This is a genomic window from Acinetobacter sp. SA01 (assembly GCF_011319235.1).
Lineage (GTDB): Bacteria > Pseudomonadota > Gammaproteobacteria > Pseudomonadales > Moraxellaceae > Acinetobacter.
In genome coordinates, this window is the sequence record NZ_WXXM01000003.1 from 77126 (window position 1) to 100130 (window position 23005).

At 36.5% G+C, this 23005-nt stretch carries 23 protein-coding genes; 16 read left to right on the forward strand and 7 right to left on the reverse strand.

From position 1 onward, the window contains the following. The first annotated feature begins 29 nt into the window (after positions 1 to 29). The 10 genes from GTU69_RS04560 (at position 30) to GTU69_RS04605 (ending at position 11158) form a co-directional block, all read left to right on the forward strand. Positions 30 to 440, forward strand: coding sequence for a prepilin-type N-terminal cleavage/methylation domain-containing protein (locus GTU69_RS04560; protein ID WP_166168606.1), 411 nt, complete (start codon positions 30 to 32; stop codon positions 438 to 440). Between the two features lie 74 nt (positions 441 to 514). Beyond that, positions 515 to 2452: a hypothetical protein gene (locus GTU69_RS04565; protein ID WP_166168607.1), complete on the forward strand. Its 1938-nt coding sequence runs from the start codon at positions 515 to 517 to the stop codon at positions 2450 to 2452. After that, the gene (locus tag GTU69_RS04570; RefSeq protein ID WP_166168608.1) at positions 2449 to 3300 is read left to right on the forward strand and encodes a glycosyltransferase family 2 protein; all 852 of its coding nucleotides are present in this window, start codon (positions 2449 to 2451) and stop codon (positions 3298 to 3300) included. Before GTU69_RS04565 ends, GTU69_RS04570 begins: the two co-directional genes overlap by 4 nt. An 8-nt stretch (positions 3301 to 3308) precedes the next feature. Then, positions 3309 to 5036, forward strand: coding sequence for an ABC transporter ATP-binding protein (locus GTU69_RS04575; protein ID WP_166168609.1), 1728 nt, complete (start codon positions 3309 to 3311; stop codon positions 5034 to 5036). Continuing rightward, positions 5026 to 6129, forward strand: coding sequence for a glycosyltransferase (locus GTU69_RS04580; RefSeq protein WP_166168610.1), 1104 nt, complete (start codon positions 5026 to 5028; stop codon positions 6127 to 6129). Before GTU69_RS04575 ends, GTU69_RS04580 begins: the two co-directional genes overlap by 11 nt. Before the next feature lie 140 nt (positions 6130 to 6269). Beyond that, positions 6270 to 7055, forward strand: a complete 786-nt coding sequence (locus tag GTU69_RS04585) for a glycosyltransferase family 25 protein (protein WP_166168611.1) — start codon at positions 6270 to 6272, stop codon at positions 7053 to 7055. Next, positions 7052 to 8032, forward strand: a complete 981-nt coding sequence (locus tag GTU69_RS04590; RefSeq protein ID WP_166168612.1) for a glycosyltransferase family A protein — start codon at positions 7052 to 7054, stop codon at positions 8030 to 8032. The genes GTU69_RS04585 and GTU69_RS04590 overlap by 4 nt, the downstream gene beginning before the upstream one ends. A gap of 8 nt (positions 8033 to 8040) precedes the next feature. Then, positions 8041 to 8946, forward strand: a complete 906-nt coding sequence (locus GTU69_RS04595; protein WP_166168613.1) for a glycosyltransferase family 2 protein — start codon at positions 8041 to 8043, stop codon at positions 8944 to 8946. A gap of 3 nt (positions 8947 to 8949) precedes the next feature. Continuing rightward, positions 8950 to 10041, forward strand: coding sequence for a UDP-galactopyranose mutase (gene glf, locus GTU69_RS04600; RefSeq protein ID WP_166168614.1), 1092 nt, complete (start codon positions 8950 to 8952; stop codon positions 10039 to 10041). A 34-nt stretch (positions 10042 to 10075) separates the two neighbouring features. After that, positions 10076 to 11158 (forward strand): glycosyltransferase family 4 protein, encoded by a 1083-nt coding sequence (locus tag GTU69_RS04605; protein ID WP_240921587.1) that lies wholly within the window; start codon positions 10076 to 10078, stop codon positions 11156 to 11158. Between the two features lie 17 nt (positions 11159 to 11175). Here the strand turns inward: GTU69_RS04605 and GTU69_RS04610 are convergent, their stop codons facing one another. Continuing rightward, positions 11176 to 12375, reverse strand: a complete 1200-nt coding sequence (locus GTU69_RS04610) for a glycosyltransferase (RefSeq protein WP_166168616.1) — start codon at positions 12373 to 12375, stop codon at positions 11176 to 11178. Between the two features lie 235 nt (positions 12376 to 12610). On the opposite strand from GTU69_RS04610, the gene GTU69_RS04615 reads away from it, so the two are divergent. After that, positions 12611 to 14248: an O-antigen ligase family protein gene (locus GTU69_RS04615; protein ID WP_166168617.1), complete on the forward strand. Its 1638-nt coding sequence runs from the start codon at positions 12611 to 12613 to the stop codon at positions 14246 to 14248. A gap of 60 nt (positions 14249 to 14308) precedes the next feature. Here the strand turns inward: GTU69_RS04615 and bfr are convergent, their stop codons facing one another. The 6 genes from bfr to gmk form a co-directional block, all read right to left on the reverse strand. Beyond that, entirely contained in the window at positions 14309 to 14773 is a 465-nt protein-coding gene (gene bfr, locus GTU69_RS04620) for a bacterioferritin (protein ID WP_166168618.1), read from the reverse strand. 249 nt (positions 14774 to 15022) lie between these two features. Continuing rightward, entirely contained in the window at positions 15023 to 15217 is a 195-nt protein-coding gene (locus GTU69_RS04625; RefSeq protein WP_166168619.1) for a bacterioferritin-associated ferredoxin, read from the reverse strand. A 166-nt stretch (positions 15218 to 15383) separates the two neighbouring features. Further along, positions 15384 to 15767, reverse strand: a complete 384-nt coding sequence (locus tag GTU69_RS04630) for a RidA family protein (protein ID WP_166168620.1) — start codon at positions 15765 to 15767, stop codon at positions 15384 to 15386. A gap of 69 nt (positions 15768 to 15836) precedes the next feature. Then, positions 15837 to 17942, reverse strand: coding sequence for an HD domain-containing protein (locus GTU69_RS04635; protein WP_166168621.1), 2106 nt, complete (start codon positions 17940 to 17942; stop codon positions 15837 to 15839). A 218-nt stretch (positions 17943 to 18160) separates the two neighbouring features. After that, positions 18161 to 18442, reverse strand: a complete 282-nt coding sequence (rpoZ, locus tag GTU69_RS04640) for a DNA-directed RNA polymerase subunit omega (protein ID WP_004896248.1) — start codon at positions 18440 to 18442, stop codon at positions 18161 to 18163. Positions 18443 to 18518: 76 nt separating this feature from the next. Next, on the reverse strand, positions 18519 to 19142 hold the full coding sequence (gmk, locus tag GTU69_RS04645; protein WP_086197186.1) for a guanylate kinase: 624 nt from the start codon (positions 19140 to 19142) through the stop codon (positions 18519 to 18521). A gap of 134 nt (positions 19143 to 19276) precedes the next feature. Here gmk and ispH point away from each other — a divergent pair, with 134 nt between their 5' ends. The 5 genes from ispH to GTU69_RS04670 all read left to right on the forward strand — a co-directional run bounded on the left by ispH (position 19277) and on the right by GTU69_RS04670 (position 22995). Next, complete coding sequence (gene ispH / locus GTU69_RS04650; RefSeq protein WP_166168622.1) at positions 19277 to 20227, forward strand: 4-hydroxy-3-methylbut-2-enyl diphosphate reductase; 951 nt, start codon at positions 19277 to 19279, stop codon at positions 20225 to 20227. A 166-nt stretch (positions 20228 to 20393) separates the two neighbouring features. Continuing rightward, entirely contained in the window at positions 20394 to 20825 is a 432-nt protein-coding gene (locus tag GTU69_RS04655) for a prepilin-type N-terminal cleavage/methylation domain-containing protein (protein WP_166168623.1), read from the forward strand. 19 nt (positions 20826 to 20844) lie between these two features. After that, positions 20845 to 21330 carry a type IV pilus modification protein PilV gene (gene pilV, locus GTU69_RS04660; RefSeq protein ID WP_166168624.1) on the forward strand — a complete coding sequence of 162 codons (486 nt, stop codon included), beginning with the start codon at positions 20845 to 20847 and terminating at the stop codon, positions 21328 to 21330. Next, positions 21320 to 22312: a PilW family protein gene (locus tag GTU69_RS04665; RefSeq protein ID WP_166168625.1), complete on the forward strand. Its 993-nt coding sequence runs from the start codon at positions 21320 to 21322 to the stop codon at positions 22310 to 22312. Before pilV ends, GTU69_RS04665 begins: the two co-directional genes overlap by 11 nt. Then, positions 22309 to 22995 carry a pilus assembly protein PilX gene (locus tag GTU69_RS04670; RefSeq protein ID WP_166168626.1) on the forward strand — a complete coding sequence of 229 codons (687 nt, stop codon included), beginning with the start codon at positions 22309 to 22311 and terminating at the stop codon, positions 22993 to 22995. The genes GTU69_RS04665 and GTU69_RS04670 overlap by 4 nt, the downstream gene beginning before the upstream one ends. Positions 22996 to 23005 lie beyond the last annotated feature (10 nt).

Consider the following 23005-nt stretch of genomic DNA (forward strand, 5'->3'; position numbering starts at 1 on the left):
AAATTAACAAAACATTTGTGGAGAATGTTATGAACGCTCAAAAAGGTTTTACTCTTATTGAATTAATGATCGTTGTAGCGATTATCGGTATTTTGGCTGCAATTGCGATTCCTGCATATAGTGATTATATTGCTCGCTCACAAGCTTCAGAAGGTATTTCATTAGCTGGCGGTTTAAAAACAGCTTCTGCTGATAACCGTCAAAATGGTACATGTGGTGCAGATTCAATTGGTGGTAAATATGCAACTGTTACGCTTGTTCCTACTATCAATGCAACGAAGGGTTGTGATGTTAATGTGAAATACCACGCAGGTATTTCGGACAAAATTGCTGGCGAGACTTTGGCGTTAAGCATTCAATCTAATGGCGTAATTGGAATCAAGACTCCTAATGCTAACCTTACTAAATATCTTCCTAAATCTTTAGCAGCAGCTCAATAATATTGAATAAAAAAAAGCGGTCTTCGGGTCGCTTTTTTTACGCTTGTAATTTTTTTTAAATATATGAGTAATTAATGGTTACTAGAAAGTGGGGTGTTAGCTTTAGCCTAATCTCTTTGTTGATTCTTACAAGTTTAGTCTATTTGCCTGGATTAAAAGGGGGTTTTCTTTTTGATGATTTCAGTAATTTAGGACAAATGGATTTATATGGAGATATGAGTCATTGGGAAAATGCAAAAAAATTCATCATGAATGGTATTGCAGGGCCAACAGGTCGTCCAATTGCTCTGTTGACTTATGTTCCGCAAGCAGAAGCATGGCTGATTCGGGATGCTTATCCATTTAAAGTTGTTAATTTAATTATTCATTTAATCTGTGGGGTCTTACTGTACTTTGCAACACGTTTAGTTTTGGTGGCTTATGGTGAATTAAAAAGCAATAAAATACGATATGTTGCAATTGTAATAGCAGGTCTGTGGATGCTGCATCCATTGATGTTGTCGACAACCTTGTATGTCATCCAACGTATGGCTCAACTACCACTTTTATTTACGCTTTTAGCGATCATTGGGTATTTAAAAGGGCGTAGCTATATCAATATTCATAATATTCGTGCTTATTTATGCATGTCATTGTCTATAGGTTTAGGCACATTGTGCGCAACGTTCAGTAAAGAAAATGGAGCCTTACTTCCATTATTAATATTGGTCATCGAATTTTGTAACCCTGTTAAAGAAAATAGACCTTTGTGGCAATGGCGTGCCATTTTTCTCTGGCTGCCTTCCGTTATTATTATGATTGCTTTAATGAAGCATATCAATTTTTCAGATAATCTTTGGCCAAATAGAAATTTTAATCAAGCTGAGCGATTGCTTACGGAATGTAGAGTTGTTGTTAACTATTTAATGCAATTATATATTCCAAGAATAGAAGGTTATGGTTTATTTCAAGATGGGTATTTAGTTTCTAAAAATTTAACCACACCTATTACAACTTTATATTCCTTAATATTCCTGACTGTTCTTTTTATTGGTGCTCTAATTGTTAGAAAAAAGACACCTTTAATCAGTATGGCTATTTTATTCTTTTTTGCAGCACATCTCATGGAGTCAACGGTCATAGGTTTAGAGCTGTACTTTGAACATCGTAATTATGTCGCAGCGATTTTTATCTTTTTACCATTGGCTTTAGGGTTGTATTGGTTATCAAATCATATTAAACCAATTCTGATTATTTTCTTAACAGTATTAATATTGGCTTTCCTCAGTTTCCTGACTTTTCAGCGGGCTGTATTATGGTCAGATAATATCAAGTTAATGCTTTATTGGGCACAAAATAGTCCGAACTCTGCTAGAGCACAAAGTGTACAGGCAGCAATTTTATCTAAGGAAGGTCAAACAGATCAGGCTAAAAACACGCTAGAAAGAGCCATTAAGCAAATACCGAATGATGGAATGCTGATTTATCAGTTATTACAATTAAAAATTGTAGACCAATCAGTTAAAAAAGAAGATTTCTTATCTACTTTGAGTGCGATTAAGTACCATAAAGCTAATCCTCAAGCTATTATCGGATTACGTGATTTAGTTGATGAGAGTGTTAAAAATTCAAGTGTTATAGGGAGATATGAAGTTGAATTACTTGAAATTATTGATGAAGCTTTAAGAAATCCAACTTATGGCATAAATCCAGATTTTAATAAACTTGCTTATTTTTTCAAAGGGCAAATCGCCGTTGCTGCACATAATCCTGAAGAAGCTTATAAATATTATCTAATGTCCTTGCAAGCATCTACAGATGTTGAAGATGGTTTGAATATGGTTGTTGTAATGGGTAATGCGGGTTATTTGCCACAAGCATTAAAACTATTAGATGAAACCGAAGTGGTTTATGATAAGCAACCTGAGAATACTTTAAAAAAATCAAGAATTTATTATGATGAGACTATAAATCAGACAAGACATGATATGTTAACTGATTTAAATGCTGGATTAAGTAAGGTGGCATCATGAAAGTTAGTGTGGTATTGCCTGCTAAAAATGAATCTGCAGCAATTGAACAAACAATTAAAAAAATTAAGCAACTGAATATAGCTGATGAAATTATTGTAATAAATGATGGTTCTACTGATGCAACACAACAGGTCGCAGAACAGGCAGGTGCAAAAGTTATCTCACATCCGTATTCGAAAGGGAACGGTGCTGCAATTAAGACAGGGGCACGTAACGCTTCAGGTGATGTCATTGTATTTATGGATGCTGATGGCCAGCATGATCCGCAAGATATCCCTCGCTTACTGGAAAAAATTGAGCAAGGCTATGACTTAGTCGTAGGAGCTAGACAAAAAGGCTCACAAGCCAGTGTTGGTCGTGGTATTGCCAATACACTCTACAACAATCTTGCAACGTATATGACTGAACAAAAAGTAGAAGATCTCACCTCTGGTTTTCGTGCTGTCCGCGCAGACAAATTCCGTGAGTTTTTATATTTATTACCAAATGGATTTTCATACCCAACCACCAGTACTATGGCCTTTTTCCGTGCAGGTTACTCAGTGACTTATGTGCCAATACATGCAGCAAAACGTATAGGTAAAAGCCACATTCAACCTTTAAAAGACGGGGTACGCTTCTTTCTAATTATATTTAAAATTGCAACATTATTTTCTCCTTTAAAGATGTTTCTCCCAATAGCGGTTCTTTTGTTTATGATGGCTACAGGTTGGTATGGCTACACTTTGTATGAATATGGCCGTTTTACGAATATGAGTGCTTTATTGTATACCGGCAGTATTATGGTGTTTTTAATGGGGCTCATTTCAGAGCAAATTACTGCTTTAATGTATAAAAAAGATGAGTGAGATAAGTATTGTTTAATTTGCTTAAAGGAATTTGGTCGATTCTAACCCCTTTAGATAAACGTAAATTATTTTATGTTTCGATAATTGTTATTATTATGACATTTATTGAGTCTGTTGGTGTAGTTTCAATAATGCCATTTTTAGCTGCTTTAGCTAGCCCTGAAAGTATAGAAACTAATCTTTTACTTAAAAAACTTTATATATTATTAAATGCAAAAGATCAAAGAACATTTATAGTAATATTAGGTCTTATTTCTTTAGGAATAGTGGTTTTATCTGCAATATTCAAAATTATTACACAATATTATTTAAATAGATTTTCAAATTTACAGCGTCATTATTTTTCAAGTAGATTGTTAAAGATTTATTTGCAACAAGATTATAGTTTCTTTATACAAAGAAATAGTTCAGAACTTACTAAAAAAATTTTAGCAGATGTCGATCAAGTAGTCTGGGGTATCATTCAGCCATTACTTACCATCGTTTCTTATACATTAGTGTTAATCGCGATGGTGTCTTTAATTATTGTTTATGATCCAATTATGGCATTAACAATAGCCGTGGTCTTATTTGCTTTTTATAGTTTGATGTACCTATTCATTCGTAAATTTATGGCTAAAATTAGCAGTGAATTTTCAAAGGCGAATTATGAAAGGTACCAAAGTTGTCAGGAAGTCTTTGGTGGTATTAAAGATGTAATGATTAATAATGTACAAAATTATTATTTTAAAAGGTTTGATGAAAACTCAAGAATATACGCAAGGCATTTAGCTTCACAAAACTTATTGGGTCAAATTCCTCTACATATAATTGAAACTATTGGTTATGGATGCTTAATCCTTCTCGCTATATTTTTAGTATTAGACAATAATCCTATTACAGATATATTGCCTGTAATAGGTCTTTATGGTGTAGCAGCATATAGAATGCTGCCAGCAGCACAGAACATTTTTCGATCTATAAATTCAATTAAATTTTCTGCACACATTTTAAATGAAGTTGTGGCTGAATTTAAGCTTAATAACAAAGAGAAAAAGTCGAATTTAAGCCAATCTAAATTGGATTTTAAACATAAAATTCGATTAGCTGAAGTAAGTTTTTCGTACCAAGGTGATCAATCTAAACCAGTATTAAGCCATTTTAATTTAGAGTTAGAAAAAAATTCTAGTTTGGGTATTGTTGGCAAGAGTGGTTCTGGCAAGAGTACTTTAATGGATGTGATGTTAGGATTACTCACACCAACATCTGGAAGTATATGGATTGATGAGATAGAACTCACTGAGCGCAATCTTCATGACTGGCAGAACATTGTGAGTTATGTACCTCAATTTATTTATTTGGCGGATACTACGATTGCTGAAAATATTGCATTTGGGATGGAAAAATCTGAAATTGATTATGATTTGGTTCGGAAATCAGCTGAATTAGCTCAGATTCATGACTTTATAGAGAATGAGTTACCAAATGGGTATGAAACAAAAATTGGTGAAAGAGGAATTTTGCTTTCTGGTGGACAGAGACAGCGTATTGGTATTGCACGGGCGTTGTATAAACAGCCAGAAGTATTGTTTATGGATGAGGCGACCAGTGCTTTAGATATTGAAACTGAATATGAAGTTAATAAATCGATAAAATATTTGAGTGGTAAAATAACAGTAATCTTTATATCACATAGACTAAGTGTTTTTGAAGGTTTTGATAAAGTAATACAGTTGGATCAATTTAATGAGTCGTAATATTATTTTTGTATGTGATCATCTTCATGGGGGAGGTGCTGAGCGTATAAATATTGAGATAGCAAGAAAATTTTTAAAAAACGGATTTAAAGTAAGCTTTATATTATTGGATGGTTCAAAATTCGGTTTTGAGGATTTGGAAAAATTTGATATATATGATTTGAATATTAAATTCAAAGGTAGCTTATTTAGAGAAAAAGGAAAAAAAATTTGTCCATCTAAAATTGAATATATAAAAAAAATAGAGCAGGATTTACATCCTGAACTTATAATATTTAGTTTTGCTTTTGCTTATTGGCTTAAAAAATATTTTTCTTCATCTAATAAATGGCTTTGGGTACATAGTGAACTTACATTTTTTAATGCTAGGAAGCGTTCTAGTAATATTTTTTCATATTTAAATGAAATAAGAAGAATTTATATTGAAAAGAAATGCTTCTATAGAATTTTTAATAATGAAAAAATTCTTGTTGTAAATACAGATTTAATTAATTTTTATTGTGAATATAGTAACCCTAAAGAAATACATTTTTTGCCTAATGGTGTGAATGTTGAAAATATCGATGTTGTTGAAATAAAAAGAAAAGAATTTGCAATAATTTATGTTGGGAGACTGAGTGAGGAAAAAAGAATTGATGTTGCTATTAATGCTTTTATTGATAGTAATATTGAAGGAGTGATGGCTATAGTGGGTGATGGTCCATTAAAGAATGATTTGATGAATTTTGTTCGAAATAAAGGTTTAGAGGATAAAGTTTTATTTCTTGGTTGGAGAAATGATCCTGAGAATTTCATAAAAAAAAGCCATATGTTAGTATTGACTTCTAGAACTGAAGGATATGGTTTAGTTGTATCTGAAGCTATATGTTTGGGGATACCTGTGGTGGCTTATAATACTTCATCTGGTGTTGAATATCAGCTTTCAGTTGGTGAGTTAAATAAGGGTTTAGTTAAATTAAATGATTATTCTGATTTAGTTTATAAATTAAAGAGTGTATACGCTGATCCTTATAAAATTACAGCTCAAGATAAAAATAGACTATCACTGGAAAACACTTTCTTGAGACTTATTGATATAACTGGGATCGATTGAATATTTTTTATTTATTAGATATTGGTGTAAATATCTGTTTTAGTGCTAATTTATTTATTGGTATAATTATTTTATACGGTTAATCATTAATGTTTTAAGTTGTATTTTAATTGAATTTTAAAATATTTATGGAGGTAGGATTGAAGATTTATTTAATTTCTCTTGAGGAAGATGTAGAACGTCGTACTAAATTGTTAAATAATTTTCCAGTGAATTATAAGAAAATGGAATGGATAAAAGCAGTTAATGGTAAAAAATTAAATGCTAAAGATTATTTTTCATATGTGCAAGAATATTTTTCCTCTCATCAAAAAGTAATCACTCCAGGTGAAGTTGGATGTACCTTGAGTCATATTAAGGCATTAGAAGCATTCTTGAGCACGGAAGAACAGTTTTGCTTAATTTTAGAAGATGATGTACAAGGGCAAGATAAAGATATAGAAAAATTAACAGTATTTTTTTCCAATACTAATTTAAGGGGAGTTTTTTTACTGCGAGATCAAAATAATTTTGGATATGAAAAATATATATTTGGTAAAAAGAGGTCAGATTTTTATGAAATTCCAAAATTTTCAATTAAATTTATGTTTGGTGCTTGTTCTTATATTGTTGATCGTGAGTCAGCTAGAGCTATTTTAAGTCACCATGATCTAAATTTTGAAATAGCAGATTTATGGTATAAAATTTTAGATAATTCAAAAACAAATTTTTATTATTCTCCTATATTTATTCACCCTAAAGATTTATCTGATAGCAATATTGAAGATGAACGTGCAAATTTTTATATTAATGAAAAAAACTTTTTTAAGCGTGTCTATAAGCAAGGTGTATTTTGGAAAATAAGTAATCGTATTAGTAATGACTTCTGTTCTTTCATACTTTTTTTAAAAGGATATAAGCATATTCATAGGGACGGAACTAAATGAGTATTCTCATTAGTGTAATTATACCAAGTGCGGGCCGACGTCCAGATTTATTAAAAAAATCGATTCAAAGTGCATTAATTAATGAGCAAGGGATAAAAACAGAGATTATAGTAGTTTTAAATGGTAAAGATGGAATGACATTTGATTTATCAAATTCTTTTCAACATCCATTATTAACCTATCATAAAATAGAAGAAGGAAATGTTTGTAAAGCGAGAAACTTTGGCTTATCGGTAGCTCAAGGTCAATTAATCCGCTTTTTGGATGATGATGACTATTTGCATAAAGATGTAGCAAAAAAACAGTATCACGATTTTTTATTGAACATTGATTTGGATTTAAGTTTATTTTCATTAGATATTGAGGATACAAAAGGAAACCTTATAAAAAGAGTGAATCCTAGTGTTGGTAGTTATAGTTTTTTTGAATATGCTTTAAATCCGAAAATAGCTTTGCCATTTGCTTTTGTTTATAGAAAAAAATTAATTGAAAATGTAGATTGGGATATAGAGTGTAGAATTCCAGAAGATGAAGACTGGTTAAGAAGAGTCGCTACACAAGGAAAGATTAATTTTATGTGTAGTGATCAAAGTGTGGGTGTTTGGTATCAACATGATGGGGAAAGATTATCTCAGACTTTAGCTAGTCAAGACTTTTGTTATAATAAATATGTTTCTATTATGAATTTATACTTTTCTAATCCTGTAGAAAAATATCATTCTAAAATGGCGGAAGCTCTTTGGGAATGTGTGCACGATGGTTTTTATTTCTCCCCATTCTTTTGGAGTAAGATTGCTTTAAAAGCACGGTCTATAGATTCTAAATCAAAACCTAAAGATCTATTATTCCAAAAAACACCTGACTTTATTCATCCTTTATTTATTGAATGGTTTATGCTCCCTAAAAGATGGTTACTACATAAGTTTCGACTTCTGAAATTTTTTCTTGGTATTTCTTCTTTTATTCGTAAAATTTGAGTTAAAAAATGAAAAATATAACTGCTGTTGTAGTTACTTATAATCGTAAAAAATTGCTTTTAAATTGTATTTCAGCATTATTGGAACAATCTTTAAAGTTATCGAAAATTATTATTATTGATAATGCTTCTACTGATGGCACAATTGAATATTTAGAAAAAAACCAATTACTTGATAACCCAAAGCTAGTTTTATTAAAACAAACCGAAAATACAGGTGGAGCTGGAGGATTTTCTACAGGTATGAAATATGCATTTGAGCATGGTACAGACTATGTTTGGATGATGGATGATGATGCGGTTCCCCACCAAGATGCTTTAGAGCAATTGATGAAACATGCTACACCACATCATATCTATGGATCACTTGCTGTAAATGGTGAGGATACTGCATGGACTACTACTTTATTGCCAGAATCTCAAATTATTGATGCTAAAAATTTAGTTCCTGAAATATCAGAAGTACAATCATTGCCTTTTTTAGGGTATTTAACAAGTAAAGAAATATTTGAAAGGCTAGGCTTACCAGATACTTCCTATTTTATCGCTGCTGATGATGTTGAATATTGTTTAAGAGCACAACGAGCAGGTTTTAAAACATATATCTGTGGTCAAAGTTTTATTGAGCACCCTAAATCAGATCGTTATCCTTTTAATTTATTTGGAAAAAAACTAATTTGTTTGAAATTAGTTCCTTGGAAGAGATATTACGATACAAGAAATAGACTTCTTATTGCTCGTAAATATTACGGTATAAAAGCATTTACACAGACGTTCCCTGCTTCTTTCGCTCGTTTATTTGCAGCACTTTTGAATGAGCCCAATAAGCTTATGCAGATTAAAGCATTCTTCGCAGGGGTATATGATGCTGTGTTCAAAAAGACGGGCAAAAGACATGACTATTGGAATTTATAATTGATGAATATTTTAGTGATTGGCGCAGGTTTTGCAGGTTCAGTATGTGCACGTGAACTGGCAGAAGCAGGGCATCAAATATTAGTAGTCGATCGACGAGATCATATTGCAGGTAATGCATTTGATGTAAAAGATGAGCACGGTATTTTAATTCATCAGTATGGGCCCCATATTTTTCATACAAACAGTGAAAGAATATTTAATTACCTTTCTCAATATACAGAATGGTATCAATACGAGCATCGGGTTCGTGGTGTGGTGAATGGCAAAGAATATCCGTTCCCAATTAACCGAGATACTTTAAATCAGTTGTATGATTTAGATTTAACAGAAGAACAAGCAGCAGAATTCTTTGAAAAAGTACGTGAGCCAAAAGAAAAAGTACTCACAAGTGAAGATGTAGTACTTAATTCAGTAGGTCGTGATTTGTATGAAAAATTCTTTTTAAACTACACAAAAAAACAGTGGGGCTTAGATCCATCACAATTAAAAGCGGGTGTTGCTGCACGTATTCCAACACGTACAAATTCAGATGATCGCTATTTCACAGATACTTATCAAGCGATGCCTTTGAATGGTTACACGGCGATGTTTGAAAACATGCTTAATCATCCAAAGATTCAGATACGTCTTTCTACTGAGTTTAAAGAAGTATTAGCTGAAAACTCTGAATTTGATCATATCGTTTATACTGGTCCAATTGATGCATTTTATGATTTTAAATTCGGACATTTACCATATCGTTCATTACGTTTTGAACATGATCATTTGAATGATATTGAACAATATCAGAGTGTGGGGACGATAAATTATCCTAATGATTATGAATTTACACGTATTACTGAGTTTAAGCATTTAACTGGACAAAAGCATAGTTCGACTTCAATTGTTCGTGAATATCCGATACCTGAAGGAGAGCCATACTATCCAATTCCTCGAGATGAAAATGAGAAATTTTTTAAGCAGTATCAAGCATTAGCAAATGCTGAAGAAAAGGTAACATTTGTTGGGCGACTTGCGGAATATCGTTATTACAATATGGATCAAGTGGTTGGTGCTGCTTTAAATGCAGTAGATAAAATTTTGGGGAAATAAGTTGAAAATAGCATTCTTATGTAAGCGACAATATATGTCTAAAGATGTGATTCTGGATAAATATGCGCGTTTATATGAGATTCCTAATCAATTGGCATTATTAGGACATCAGGTAGAATGTTTTTGTTTAAGTTATCAATCACATGATGAAGGCAAATGGGATGAGTCAAATGAATTAAAATCATTGATTTGGCGTTCAAAAAGTTATAAAGGATTTAAAAAAGCTGGTTTATTATCTTATCCTTTTGTTCTTTTACAACAATTAAAGAAATTCCAGCCAGACATCATTATTGCTGCCTCTGATATTCCCCATATTGTGTGGGGGGCTTGGTGTTCTAAAAAATTTAATGTACCTTTTGTTGCAGATCTTTATGATAACTTTGAAGGTTTTGGACAAGCCAGCATACCTGGGATGAAAAGCTTATTGCGAAAAGCAGTCTGTAAAGCTCATTTAATTACCACTACAAGTCAGCCATTAGCAAATTTAGTTTCTAAAGAATATCACGCCAAAGGCATTGTGTTGTCCATGCCAAGTACAATCGATACTGAAATTTTTGGTTCTAAAGATAAAGTTACAGCACGAAAACAACTCGGCTTACCAATAGATAGGCTATATATTGGAACAGCGGGTGGTTTATATAGAGACAAGGGTGTTCAGGTAATTTATGAAGCTTGGGAAAAGATTAAATCAGAATTGCCAAATGTGGACTTAGTTATTGCAGGACCTTATGAAAAGGAATATCCACCGCCTGTAGGTGATAGAGTTCATTATCTGGGAGCATTACCACATCATCAAGTGGCCACTCTTTTTCAGGCTTTAGATGTCGGTATTATTTCAATCTTGGATACCCCTTTTGGTCGTTATTGTTTTCCCCAAAAAGCTTATGAAATGCTTGCTTGCCATTTACCTGTGGTGGTGGCTAATATTGGTGAGATGAACTATTTATTTAAAGATATGCCTCAAACATTATTTGAAGCAGGTAATGCAGAAGATTTAACTTTAAAACTCGACCAACAATTAAACACACCACGGCACACACGAATTGAGATTAAAGATTGGGAAACCATTATCAAAGATATTGAACCCCTCATCACTTCACTAAAATTGCGACCTTAAGCTTTCATCTCAAAAAATTATTGTGTGCTTGTTGCCAAAATTTTTGCATAAGCACTGGCTACGCTGTCCCACTCTATAAGTGCTAACGCATTTTTTCGAATACGTACTGCTCGCTCAGTAGCAAGGGTTGGTTTATCTAAAGCTGTGGAAATTGCCGCGATTAATTCTTGTTTATTATGTGGATTAACTGCAATGTGTTTGATGTCTTCGCCTAATAAATCTTCAATTCCTGCTACATGACCGACCACAGCGGGGCATCCGCAGCCAATAGCTTCCATAAGAGCAACAGGTAATCCCTCTTGATCACCATTATCTGCCCGTACAAAAGGAGCAACAAAAAGGGTAGCCTGCCGATACAGATCGGGAAGCTTGTCTTGTGATAATGCACCTAAAAATTTGACATTTTTTTCAAGCTTTAACTGTTGTACCTGTTCTTTCAAATTTGCTTCTTCTGGACCAAAACCAATAATCTTTAATAATAATTCTGGATGGGTTCCCACTAAAATGGCTAAAGCATCCAATAAAAAATTGAGTCCTTTTTTAGGCACGAGTCGTCCTACAAAAAGTAGTTCATTTTTATGGCGTTGTATATCAGATTTAGGTGTGAAGCGATTTTGCAAATCAACCCCCATCGGAATGACTTTAAGTATTTTAGGTTGTATTGAAATTTGCTCTAAGTATTCTTTCATTGCCTGACTGACAACGGTCATTGCCGTTGCATCCTCTGCAACTTTCTTTTTTACCTTCGTTAAAATATTACCTTGTAAACCAAATAAATCCCCCCCATGTGAAGTCACCACATAAGGGAGATTGAATTTTTTGCAAAATCGGCTTGCAATCCAACCTTGAGGAATCAACCAATGTGCATGAATAATATCAACCTTTTGTGTACTCAAAATTTTTTTGACTGCAAGATATTGCCCGATTAGAAAACTGGGAACGAGTAGCCATTTCCACCAAAACGCTTTTAAATTATTGACGATACCGCCATTATTGACTAGCGATTGTAATTTTTTAGGGGCATATTTATATCGAACTACATGGACATCATCAAGTAATCCATTTGGATCTGCATCTATAGCATCAGGTACAAGTGCAATCACATTAAAATGTGATGTAAGCCTTTTACATAATTCATGTATAAATCCTGGCTCATGATCGTTTACCCAACGTGGATAAGTTGATGCTAAAACTAATACTGTTTTTTTTTGACTCATAAAGAAAAGCCTAGAGAATCGAGTAATGCGCTAAATTTTAGATATTTTCGTCCGCAATTTTTTTAATCTATCTAAAAATTTAATCCTATTCAAGATATTCTACATGATAAAAATTTATAATAAATAGAAAGTATTATGCTTACAGTTTCTTTTAGATCAGCCAAATGCATCTCTCTTGCACTCCATTGGACAATCTAAGCTATTATAACGATATTCTATTTTCACTGATTTAATCATGAAATTCCTCCTCCTTCTCTTAGCCAGTGTGTTTATCTCACTGGCTTGGCTTCTGCCTATCCATTACCGCCCTTGGGTTACCTATACGGGTGAACTGTTTGCTTTTTTATCGCTATTTACTTTGGCTGCCATTTATTTAAAAGACAAAATTAAATTGCCAGTCATTAGTTTACCGCTATTGATTCTCGCAGTTATTCCCCTGGTTCAGTATGGGGCTGGTGAGCTCTTTTTCTTGGATAAAGCTTTGACCAGTACCCTCTTTGTCTTTGGATTTTGGCTGAGCATGGTGGTTGGCTATAACTTATCGAGCGAGAAAACAGACCGGACAAGCATTTTTACCGGACTCAGCTATGTGTTTCTTATGGCTGGAACAGCGACAGGTGTGATTGCTATCTGCCAATGGACAAATTTAGATGCCCATTTGCCCGGTATGATTAATATACAAGGTAATACACGTCCCTACGCAAACTTTGCCCAACCGAATAATATGGCAACTTTTTTGATGATGTCATTACTGGCATGTTTGTATCTCTATGAAAAGAAGAATCTACAAACCAAATGGTTGGTTGCTTGTGGATTGCTTATATTGATGGGTGTTGCTTTAAGTCAGTCACGAACTTCTTGGGTGGCTTGCTTATGTATTTTGGTCTACTTGGCTTATCAGCAATATCGTGGCTTTATTCGGCTCAAGTGGTATTGGATCATCAGTTGGTTGAGTTTATTTGTCGGATTGATTGTTGTAGCACCTATATTGAGTCAACTTCTTGCTCAAGTCACAGATGCACATATTGTTCAAAGCCGTGATGTGGTACAGCGAGCTACAGGAGATATGTCGCGTTTAGCCATTTGGCAGCAAATGCTGCATGCCATTGCTGACCGTCCATGGTTTGGCTATGGCTGGAACCAAACCAGTGTTGCTTATACTTTGGTCAGTGATCATGTTCAGGGGCCAGTATGGATTCGTAGCGCACATAACTTTATTCTCGATTTTATCCTGTGGAACGGTCTCATTATCGGACTGCCTTTTCTGGCCTACTTTGGTTATTGGGGTTATCAGCTAAATAAGCAGGTCAATTCAGTTGAATCCGTGATCGGGATTTTAATGGTAGGTGCAGTATTGATTCACGCCATGCTGGAATTTCCACAGTACTATGCGTATTTCCTGCTTCCGGTGGGTTTCATTATTGGTCTGGTTCAATCGCAACAGGCTGATACCAAAATCCTGACCCTTTCACCCAATTATATGCGTGTTGCTTACGGGTTATTTTTCTTGCTGTTGATTCTGATCGTGCGAGATTATGCGGTGATGGTTCCTAAGCTCAATCAAACGCTACGCTATGAAAAAACACCGGAAAAGATTACCAATCAAGATCAGGTTTATTTGCTGGAAGAATTTAACCGGCGTATAGACTGGATTCGTATGAATCCCTATAGTAAGGTGAGTGCACAACAGCTCGAGGAAATTAGGGAGATGGTGCTTAATTATCCGACCACCTATGATTTATACAAGTATGCCAAGATCCTGGCTTTTAATGGTTATGAGCAGGAAGCCAAGCATCAGCTCTGGTTGTTAAAAAAATTACGTAAAGTTGATCTGGATTACGCATCATTGGCCCAGCCTGTTGCCAAGAAGTAAAATTTAAAAAAGCGAATCTGATAAATAACACAGCCAGTCAATCGACTGGCTGTGTTAAAATTAAATCTGGCTTTGAATATAGTTTTCGATGCCCACTTTCTCGACTAGATCAAGTTGCGTGGTGGTCCAATCCAGATATTCCTCTTCTTTTTCCAGGATTTCCTGAACCAGATCGCGAGTTACATAATCCATTTCCTGTTCAGCCAAGCTGACCGCTTTTTGCAGGGCCTCAATATTTTCGTTGACTTTGCGTACATCGCAATTCAGGACTTCAACTGTATGCTGGCCGATGTACAACTTGCCTAAATTTTGTAAATTAGGCAGGCCTTCAAGGAATAAAATACGTTCAATAATTTTATCGGCATCTTTCATTTGTTGAATCGATTCTTTGTATTCTGCTGAACCCAGCTTTTCAATTCCCCAGTCATTGAACATACGTGAGTGCAGGAAATACTGGTTAATGGCCGTCAACTGGTGATAAAGCACCTGATTTAACTGGTTAATGACATCACGATTGCCTTTCATTGTAAGTTCTCCATCAACAATTTCTGCCTTCACCGTATGTCAGGCAATCAAAAAATATTATTTCAATTATCTTAAACAACAAGCTACACAATGGCGAGTAATTTATTGAACAGCAAATGAAAATCGCAATCAAGAATGATAATGGGCGCTATGTTATACAGTGTGCATAAAAAACCCGCCTATAGTCATAAGCGGGAGAGGATAAAATGATCTTTTGATCATTCAGTTTGTTATTAGGGTAATCGGGTTTTAAGCCGCTACGGAGATACGAGCTGCAATTTCTGAAAGTTCTTCACTAATGATGGAACGTGCTTCAGGTGCACAACGACCACAACAGGTACCTAAATCAAGCAGGTCACGAATTTCACGATAGCTTTCCGCGCCATTTGCGACAGCATCTTTAATATCTTGATCGGTAATACCACGACATAAGCATACGTACATTTGAACTCGCCACACAAGAGTGAAATGGGATAAGTAATATTATTGATAATTATTATCGTTTGTCAATGAAATTCATTTGAAATATTATTTATTGTGATTGAGTTTTCAAATAAAAAAACACCACTTGATCGGTGGTGTTTTGTACAATTTTATAACTGATTGAAAATTATTTATTAATAATTACAATACCATCCATTTCCACCAAAGCCCCTTTAGGCAAGCTGGCTACACCTAATGCTGCACGGGCAGGGTAAGGTTGGGCAAAATATTCACCCATAATCTGGTTAACCAGTTGGAAATGGGAAAGATCGGTCAGGAAAATATTCAGTTTGGCGATATCTGCCAATGAGCCACCGGCTGCTTCACAGACTGCTTTTAAGTTATCAAATACGCGGCGAATTTGCGCTTCAATGCCTTCAACCAGTTCCATACTATAAGGATCTAAACCAATTTGACCTGAAAGGTATAGGGTATTTTCAACTAAAATTGCTTGAGAATATGTACCAATGGCTGCAGGTGCATTTTCAGTATGGATTACTTGGCGGGACATCGATTTCTCCTTGTATCATCTCTATGCATCATAGCGTAAATTGTTCAATAAGAGTTGCTTATGTTTGAATTAACTGGCTTTGGATGCTTCGGCAATATTAATAGGCTGGGCTAAGCGGCTAATGCGTGGAAAACCGAAGTGCATACGTAAATCACGAATAATCTGCGCAATTTGCTTACGGTTATGCACCACAATATGCACGTAGGTTTTATCTTCATGGCCATGAACCATTTCTACACCGGTTTTTTCTTTCCGACATTGATAAATTAGGTCAGAAATCTGTTCATCATTCATCAGCATGTCAATACTTAAATAAGCAGTGAAACTGATGTCATCGACATCTTCAGATGTCCAGTGCAAGGGCATAATATTTTCTGGATGCATATGTTGTTCATGCAACAGGTTATGACAACGTGCACGATGCACAATTAAACCACGACGTGAGAGATGTCCCTGAATGGGGTCACCAAGCACAGGGTTGCAACAATGGGCATATTTGACATCTACACCTTCAGTGCCTTGAATAAGACGGGTAGATGACTGGTTATCCAGGCTTTGTCCTTGTGCAAACAGGTGGTTAGCCACTAATTGCGGTAACAGGTCACCCACGGCAATCTGTTCAAATAAGTGTTCCTTAGATTCGATATGTCGCCATTGCAATATATCAATCCAGTCTGCTTCGGTTAAATCTTTGATGGAGCGATTAAACAGCTTCAGCGCACGGTTCAGCGCTTGCTGCCCCACCAGTTGTTGTTCTTCAATATCTTGATCACGCAAAATATTTTGGATGGCACGACGTGCTTTTTGGGTATTAATGAAGCTGAGCCAGTCTGGATTTGGTGTCGCCAGAACATCAGTAATAATCTCGATGACTTGCCCACTCACCAGTGGTGTTGAAAGAGGCCGGGTTTCCCCATTAATTTTTGCCCCGACAGCATGGTTACCTAAAAACAGGCTGGCTGAATAGGCAAAATCGACGGCTGTAGCCCCTTGTGGAAGTTCGTGCAAATGGCCATGTGGGGTATACACCCAGATTTTTTCCTGATGTAAATAATCCAGGAGATCACTAAAAGTGGTTTTGGCACATTCGCCATCCACCAATACATTCAGGTTCTGCATGGAAGCTTGAATGGCTGAGCGGCAGGCTTGCGGTGCATTTTCACCCAATACGACGCCGAAACGGGCGGCCTTACGCATCAGCTCGGTCTGAATAGTCAGAGAGAGCGTGGTTTTCTCGCCTTTTAAACGCATCATTAAAGACTGGTTGCCACCCGGTAATGGACGGCGGATATGATCTTCATAGTGCAGAATCTGGAAATTTTCACGCAGGATTTCTGCCAGGCGGTCACAGTCGGCAATGCTTTGCAGAATAATTTCAAAAGCATGGCTGTGGGTGAGCTCCTGCAGATCAATATCGTTTTTGACGAAATGACGCAGCAATTCAATATTGTTATTTTTCTTTTTAATACGGCCGCTAATCTGGTGCTGTTGCAGCAGTTCAGTCAGGTTTTTTTCCCAGATGCTCTGATATTCACAACGTTTAGGCTTGGTTTGTAATAAGGCATCCTGAACATTGTTAAACATATCCAGATCAAGATTTTGATAGCACAAATGTTCCAGATTGTCGGCCATCTCATTCATGCCGACAATACGTGCCATAGGTACAAAAATATCAAAGGTTTCCTGAGCAATACGTGCCCGTTTATCGGGGCGCAACGAACCTAAAGTGGTCATGTTGTGATAACGGTCAGCCAGTTTGATAATAATGACACGCGGGTCTTGTAGAGTAGCTTGCAGAATTTTACGGAAAGATGCAGCTTTATTATATTCTTTATCGCTGGAATGACTGAGTTTGGTCACGCCATCAACCAGCTCGGCCACCGTGCGGCCAAATTTTTCAGTAATATCTTCTTTGTTGAAATCGGTATCTTCAATCACGTCATGTAGCAAGGCAGCCATCAGGGTTTCCGCATCTAGACGCATATGCGAAAGAATGCTGCTGACTGCAATTGGATGCAGGATATAGGGTTCGCCACTTTTACGGGTGATGCCGTCATGGGCAATATCGGCATAATCGCAGGCCACAAGCACGCGCTCGACATCACTTGCACTTAAGTAAGCATCGATAATAATTTTGAGCTGTTGTTTGGCTTGGCTGACCTGTGGGCCTGGCATATAACACCTTTACTACTTCAGTTTTTACAATTTAAATCGCTAGAGCTCTAATGAAAAGCATATTGCATGACTTGTCAATTTTTTCGTCTAAAAAAGCAAAAAGATAAATCCTAAATCAGTTATCTTTAATCTTATGTTATAACGGTTATTCAGCCAATATTAAAGTTGTGCAATAAAAAAAGCCTAGTTAAAACTAGGCTTTTTTACGATATTTTTTCTTATTGGAAAGAAAAGCCATCTAAATTCAAATTGTTTGCAGACAGTGCAAGGTCAAGGCTAGAGGTTTGATAGTCTTGATCACGTTGTTTCAGGATATCTTTAGAAACATGACCTACTGCAATTTCACGTAAAGCAACCACAGTTGGTTTGTCGTTATCCCACTCTACAGTTGGTTCAATGCCTTGACGTGCCAATTGACGCGCGCGTTTGCTTGCCACTAGTACAAGCTCAAAGCGGTTGTCTACATGGTCTAAACAATCTTCAACGGTTACGCGTGCCATAAGAATTCTCGTTTGAATATTAAATTTGAACAGACTCGGCAGTATAAAATGCTTTGCCTGCAGACTCAAGTTTTAATCACGGTTCAACAGGAGTAATTAATTTTTCAATCAATTCCTGATGACGGGTTGCCTGCTGTGAAATCACTAAACGATTGGCAATAATCACACATTCAAGATCATGCAGTGCCTTATTAAAGTCATCATTAATAATGACATAATCAAAGTTTGTATACTGCTGCATATCTTCAACTGCACAGCCCAAGCGACGCTCAATTACTTCAACGGAGTCAGTGCCACGGTTAGATAGACGCTGGCGCAAATCAAACTGGCTCGGCGGTAAAATAAAAATTTGTTTGGATTCAGGAAAAAGTTTGCGGACTTGATCTGCACCTTGCCAGTCAATTTCAAGTAAAACATCATGTCCTTTGGCCAGCTGCTGTTTTACAGTCGCTTGAGCCGTACCGTAATAATTGCCAAACACTTCTGCATATTCAATAAAACCGCCTTGCTCAACCAAGGCAATAAAATCTTCTTTTGTTGAAAAATGATAATGGATACCGTCAAGCTCACCGGGACGTTGGCCACGCGTGGTGTGAGAGACAGAAACGTGCAGATTGGTCACACGGTCGAGAAGGGCTTTAACGAGGGATGTTTTGCCTGTTCCAGATGCAGCAGAAACGACAAACAAGAGACCCGACATGATATTTTTCCTGATATGATAAAATATCTTCTCTATTTTAGAGCAGACTAAGGTCAAACTAAATAGCTGATCGTAGTTTGTTTGCATTTATTTCAAATTATTCCGCTCAACTTCGGGTGAACATTGAGGATCTTATGGAAATTGTATTGGCCAATCCACGTGGTTTTTGTGCAGGTGTCGACCGAGCAATTGCGATCGTCAACCGGGCACTGGAATGCTTTAATCCGCCTATTTATGTGCGTCATGAAGTGGTGCATAATAAGTTTGTGGTGGATGATTTACGTCAGCGCGGTGCAATTTTTGTTGATGAACTGGATGAAGTTCCCGATGACAATATCGTGATCTTTAGTGCACATGGTGTGTCGAAAGCGGTACAAATTGAGGCGGAGCGTCGTGGTTTAAAAGTCTTTGATGCCACCTGTCCGCTGGTCACCAAGGTGCATATAGAAGTGACCAAATATGCGCGTGAGGGGACGGAAGCTATTTTAATTGGTCATGAAGGTCACCCCGAAGTGGAAGGCACCATGGGACAATATGACAAGAAAAATGGTGGTGAAATCTATTTGGTTGAAGATGAGCAGGATGTAGCAGCTTTAAAAATACATCATCCTGAAAAAGTGGCTTTTGTCACTCAGACCACATTGTCCATTGATGATACAGCCAAAGTGATTGATGCTTTACGTACAAAATTCCCTCATATTCAGGGACCGCGTAAGGATGATATCTGTTATGCCACGCAAAACCGTCAAGATGCAGTACGTGATTTGGCAACTCAATGTGATGTGGTTTTGGTCGTCGGATCTCCTAATTCATCAAATTCAAACCGTTTGCGTGAGTTGGCGGAGCGTATGGGGAAACATGCTTATTTGGTGGATAATGCCGATCAGCTTGATCAGGCCTGGTTTGATGAAAGTACCAAAATTGGGGTAACTGCTGGTGCATCGGCGCCCGAGATTTTAATCAAACAAGTGATTCAGCGTTTACAGGACTGGGGCGCCAAAGCACCAGAAGAACTGGCAGGGCGTGAAGAGAACATTACCTTTAGTTTGCCGAAAGAGTTACGTATTCCTGTAACTCAAGCCTAAAGTGCGAAATAGATAACAATCTATTTCTCTTTTTAAAAAAAAAGCAGATGACTGGCATGTAACAGTCATCTGCTTTTTTATGCCTTTTATCTTTATTTGTGTAAGTTTTGTAATTTAGTCCGATATTATTTTTTCTAAGGTGAATTTTTGTTGCCTTGGGGAAAGTATGAATAAAAATAAAGGATTCACTTTAATTGAGTTAATGATAACGATAGCCATACTCGCAATTATTGCAACGATGGCTGTGCCTTCTTTTACCCAAACAATTCGAAAAAACCAACTGATAAGAGATACACGTGATTTTGTAGATTTGTTGGCAGAAACAAGGTCTGAGGCAATTTTTAAACAAGGTGAACGGGTTTTGGCCGTGGATAACAGTGTTTCAACATTCTATAAAAGGTGGGTACCAAATCATGTGACGAAAGACAGTGGTGATGCCAGCGTCACTTTCAATCGTTTAGGGCAATCCAAAATAACAACCAATGGTCAGTGTTTTGTATTTAAACATAATCATGATGCAGCTTTGAAAGCGTATGTCTATGTGCAAAAAGGTGGAACGGTAGTTTATAACAAAGTGGCAACAAGTTGCCCAACCTGAGAATAAGGAATAATTACAAATGAAAAATACTCAAAAAGGGGTTGGGCTCGTAGAGGTGCTGGTTGCACTGGTGCTTTTAAGCATTGCTGTGTTAGGTTTTGTAGCATTGCAAATAAGGGCTATGGGGGCTAGTGCAGAGGCTGGAATGAATGTTCAAGCTTCTAATATTGCTAGAGATTTAGCAGAAAGGATGCGTGTGAATCGGAGTGGGTTGGTCGGTTATGTTGACAATAATGAAGCTGATAACTGTGCGACAAGTTTTTGTGATGCTACAAAAATGGCGAACTACGATTTTAGACAAGTGAAAACAAGAGCAACTAATTTGGGCATGAGTATAAATGTCCTAAATTGCCAGGGTTCTACTCTGGTTCGCAAATGCATCTATGTTGCCTGGGAGGGTACAACGGCAACAAATGGTACGGGAAGTCCAAACTGTACCAATGGCACTGCTTATGTCCCAAATGCCAAATGTATCATTATGGAAGTATATAACTATGGCTCATAAGCACTATACCTCGGGCTTTACTCTGATTGAATTAATGGTTGCTTTAACTTTAGGTTTGCTTATCGTTGCAGCGGGTTTGGCTGTATTTTTAAGTAGTTCGCGTTCTTTGGGATTACAGTCAGGAATGAGCGAATTACAACAAAATGCTAATTTTGGTTTATCTTTGGTCGCACATGATTTGCGTCATACCAATTTGAATACTGTATCTGCACAAAAAATAAATAATATTGTAAATGGTTCAGGGATTATTTTTAAAAAGGAAAATTTGCCTGCAGCATTACAAACAATCACCAATTTGGAAACTGAATTGGTCAGTTTACAAGACAAAGATACTGATAATACTACAGGTAAAAGTGACCGTTTAACTATTCAATATAGCCCTGAAACCGAAAGCATTATTAACTGTGAGGGAGCAACAGTAGGAAGTGCTGCTGTACCTGCTTCAAATTTGGTAATTATGCAGCGTTATTATTTGGCTGCTAGTCCACAGCAAATTACAGGTGAACCAACGGCTTACTCATTATATTGTGATGCTGGTTCATATCCTAAAAGTGCGGCAACCGTAATTTCTGGCTTAGGTGTCCATGGTTCCAATAATGCTCAGCAAATGATGCAGCGCGTAGATGCATTTAAAATACGTTTAGGGGTGAAAAATCCTTCTGGTCAATTCCGTTATATGACTATCGATGAGTACATCGATGAAATGGATGGCATTCGTAATGCATGTGCGACACCAATTGTTGAAGATACCTGTGCAAAAACTTATCTACAAGTAACGTCAATGGAAGTTGGTATTTTATCTCGTTCGACAGGGACGATTGGAGCTGATGCAAGTTTAAATACCCAAACTACTTTTAATCTTGCAGGTGCGAATGTAGCTTTGGATGGTAGCTTTGGAAAAGACATCATTAATAAAAAATATTTACGTCAAGCCGTGAATCAGGTTGTAGCAATTCGGAATACATTGGGGGCATCACAATGAAACAACAACAAGGTGCAACGCTTATTACGGTTTTGATTGTATTGGTGCTTGTGACATTACTGGGCACAATTGCTGTGAAATCTGGAATTTTAGGACTGAAAATTGCAACTAATAGTCAGGTGAATGCTTTATTGATGGGGAATTCTGACTCTGCTTTATTTAATATCGAGAACCCCGATCAAGTGGCAAGGCAGTTGGCATTAGATGGCATGTTTGCTTATTTCAACTCTTCAGCAAATGCTAATGATGAATTGGTATTTTGTTATCGTGCATCGGAAAATTCTTTTTTTAAATTATCTAAAGCTAGCGCGATTACAGCGGATGGATTAACGACCAAGATTGGTGTTGATGGCTTTTGTAAAGCCAATCAATTCGCAATGGGGCGTTCTGCAGTGCTCTCACAAGTATATTTAACCAAAAATATTACAACATCCACACCATTCGGTGGCGCGCCCAAAGGAACAAGTCTTGGGCAAAGCAATGTACCTGTAACAACAAATAATCTCGGGGCAACTGTCATTTCAGTCTTACCAAGTTTTTCGGGTGCAACTGCTGGCGAAATAGAATCCTGTTTCAAGCAGCGTGCTTCGGCAGTAGGGGCGTGTTTTGAGGGGTTAGGTATTCCCTATAACATGCAGCATTCAGACTATACCGTTGGCGGTCAGCCGAAGTTGACATCGTAAAGAAAGAGAA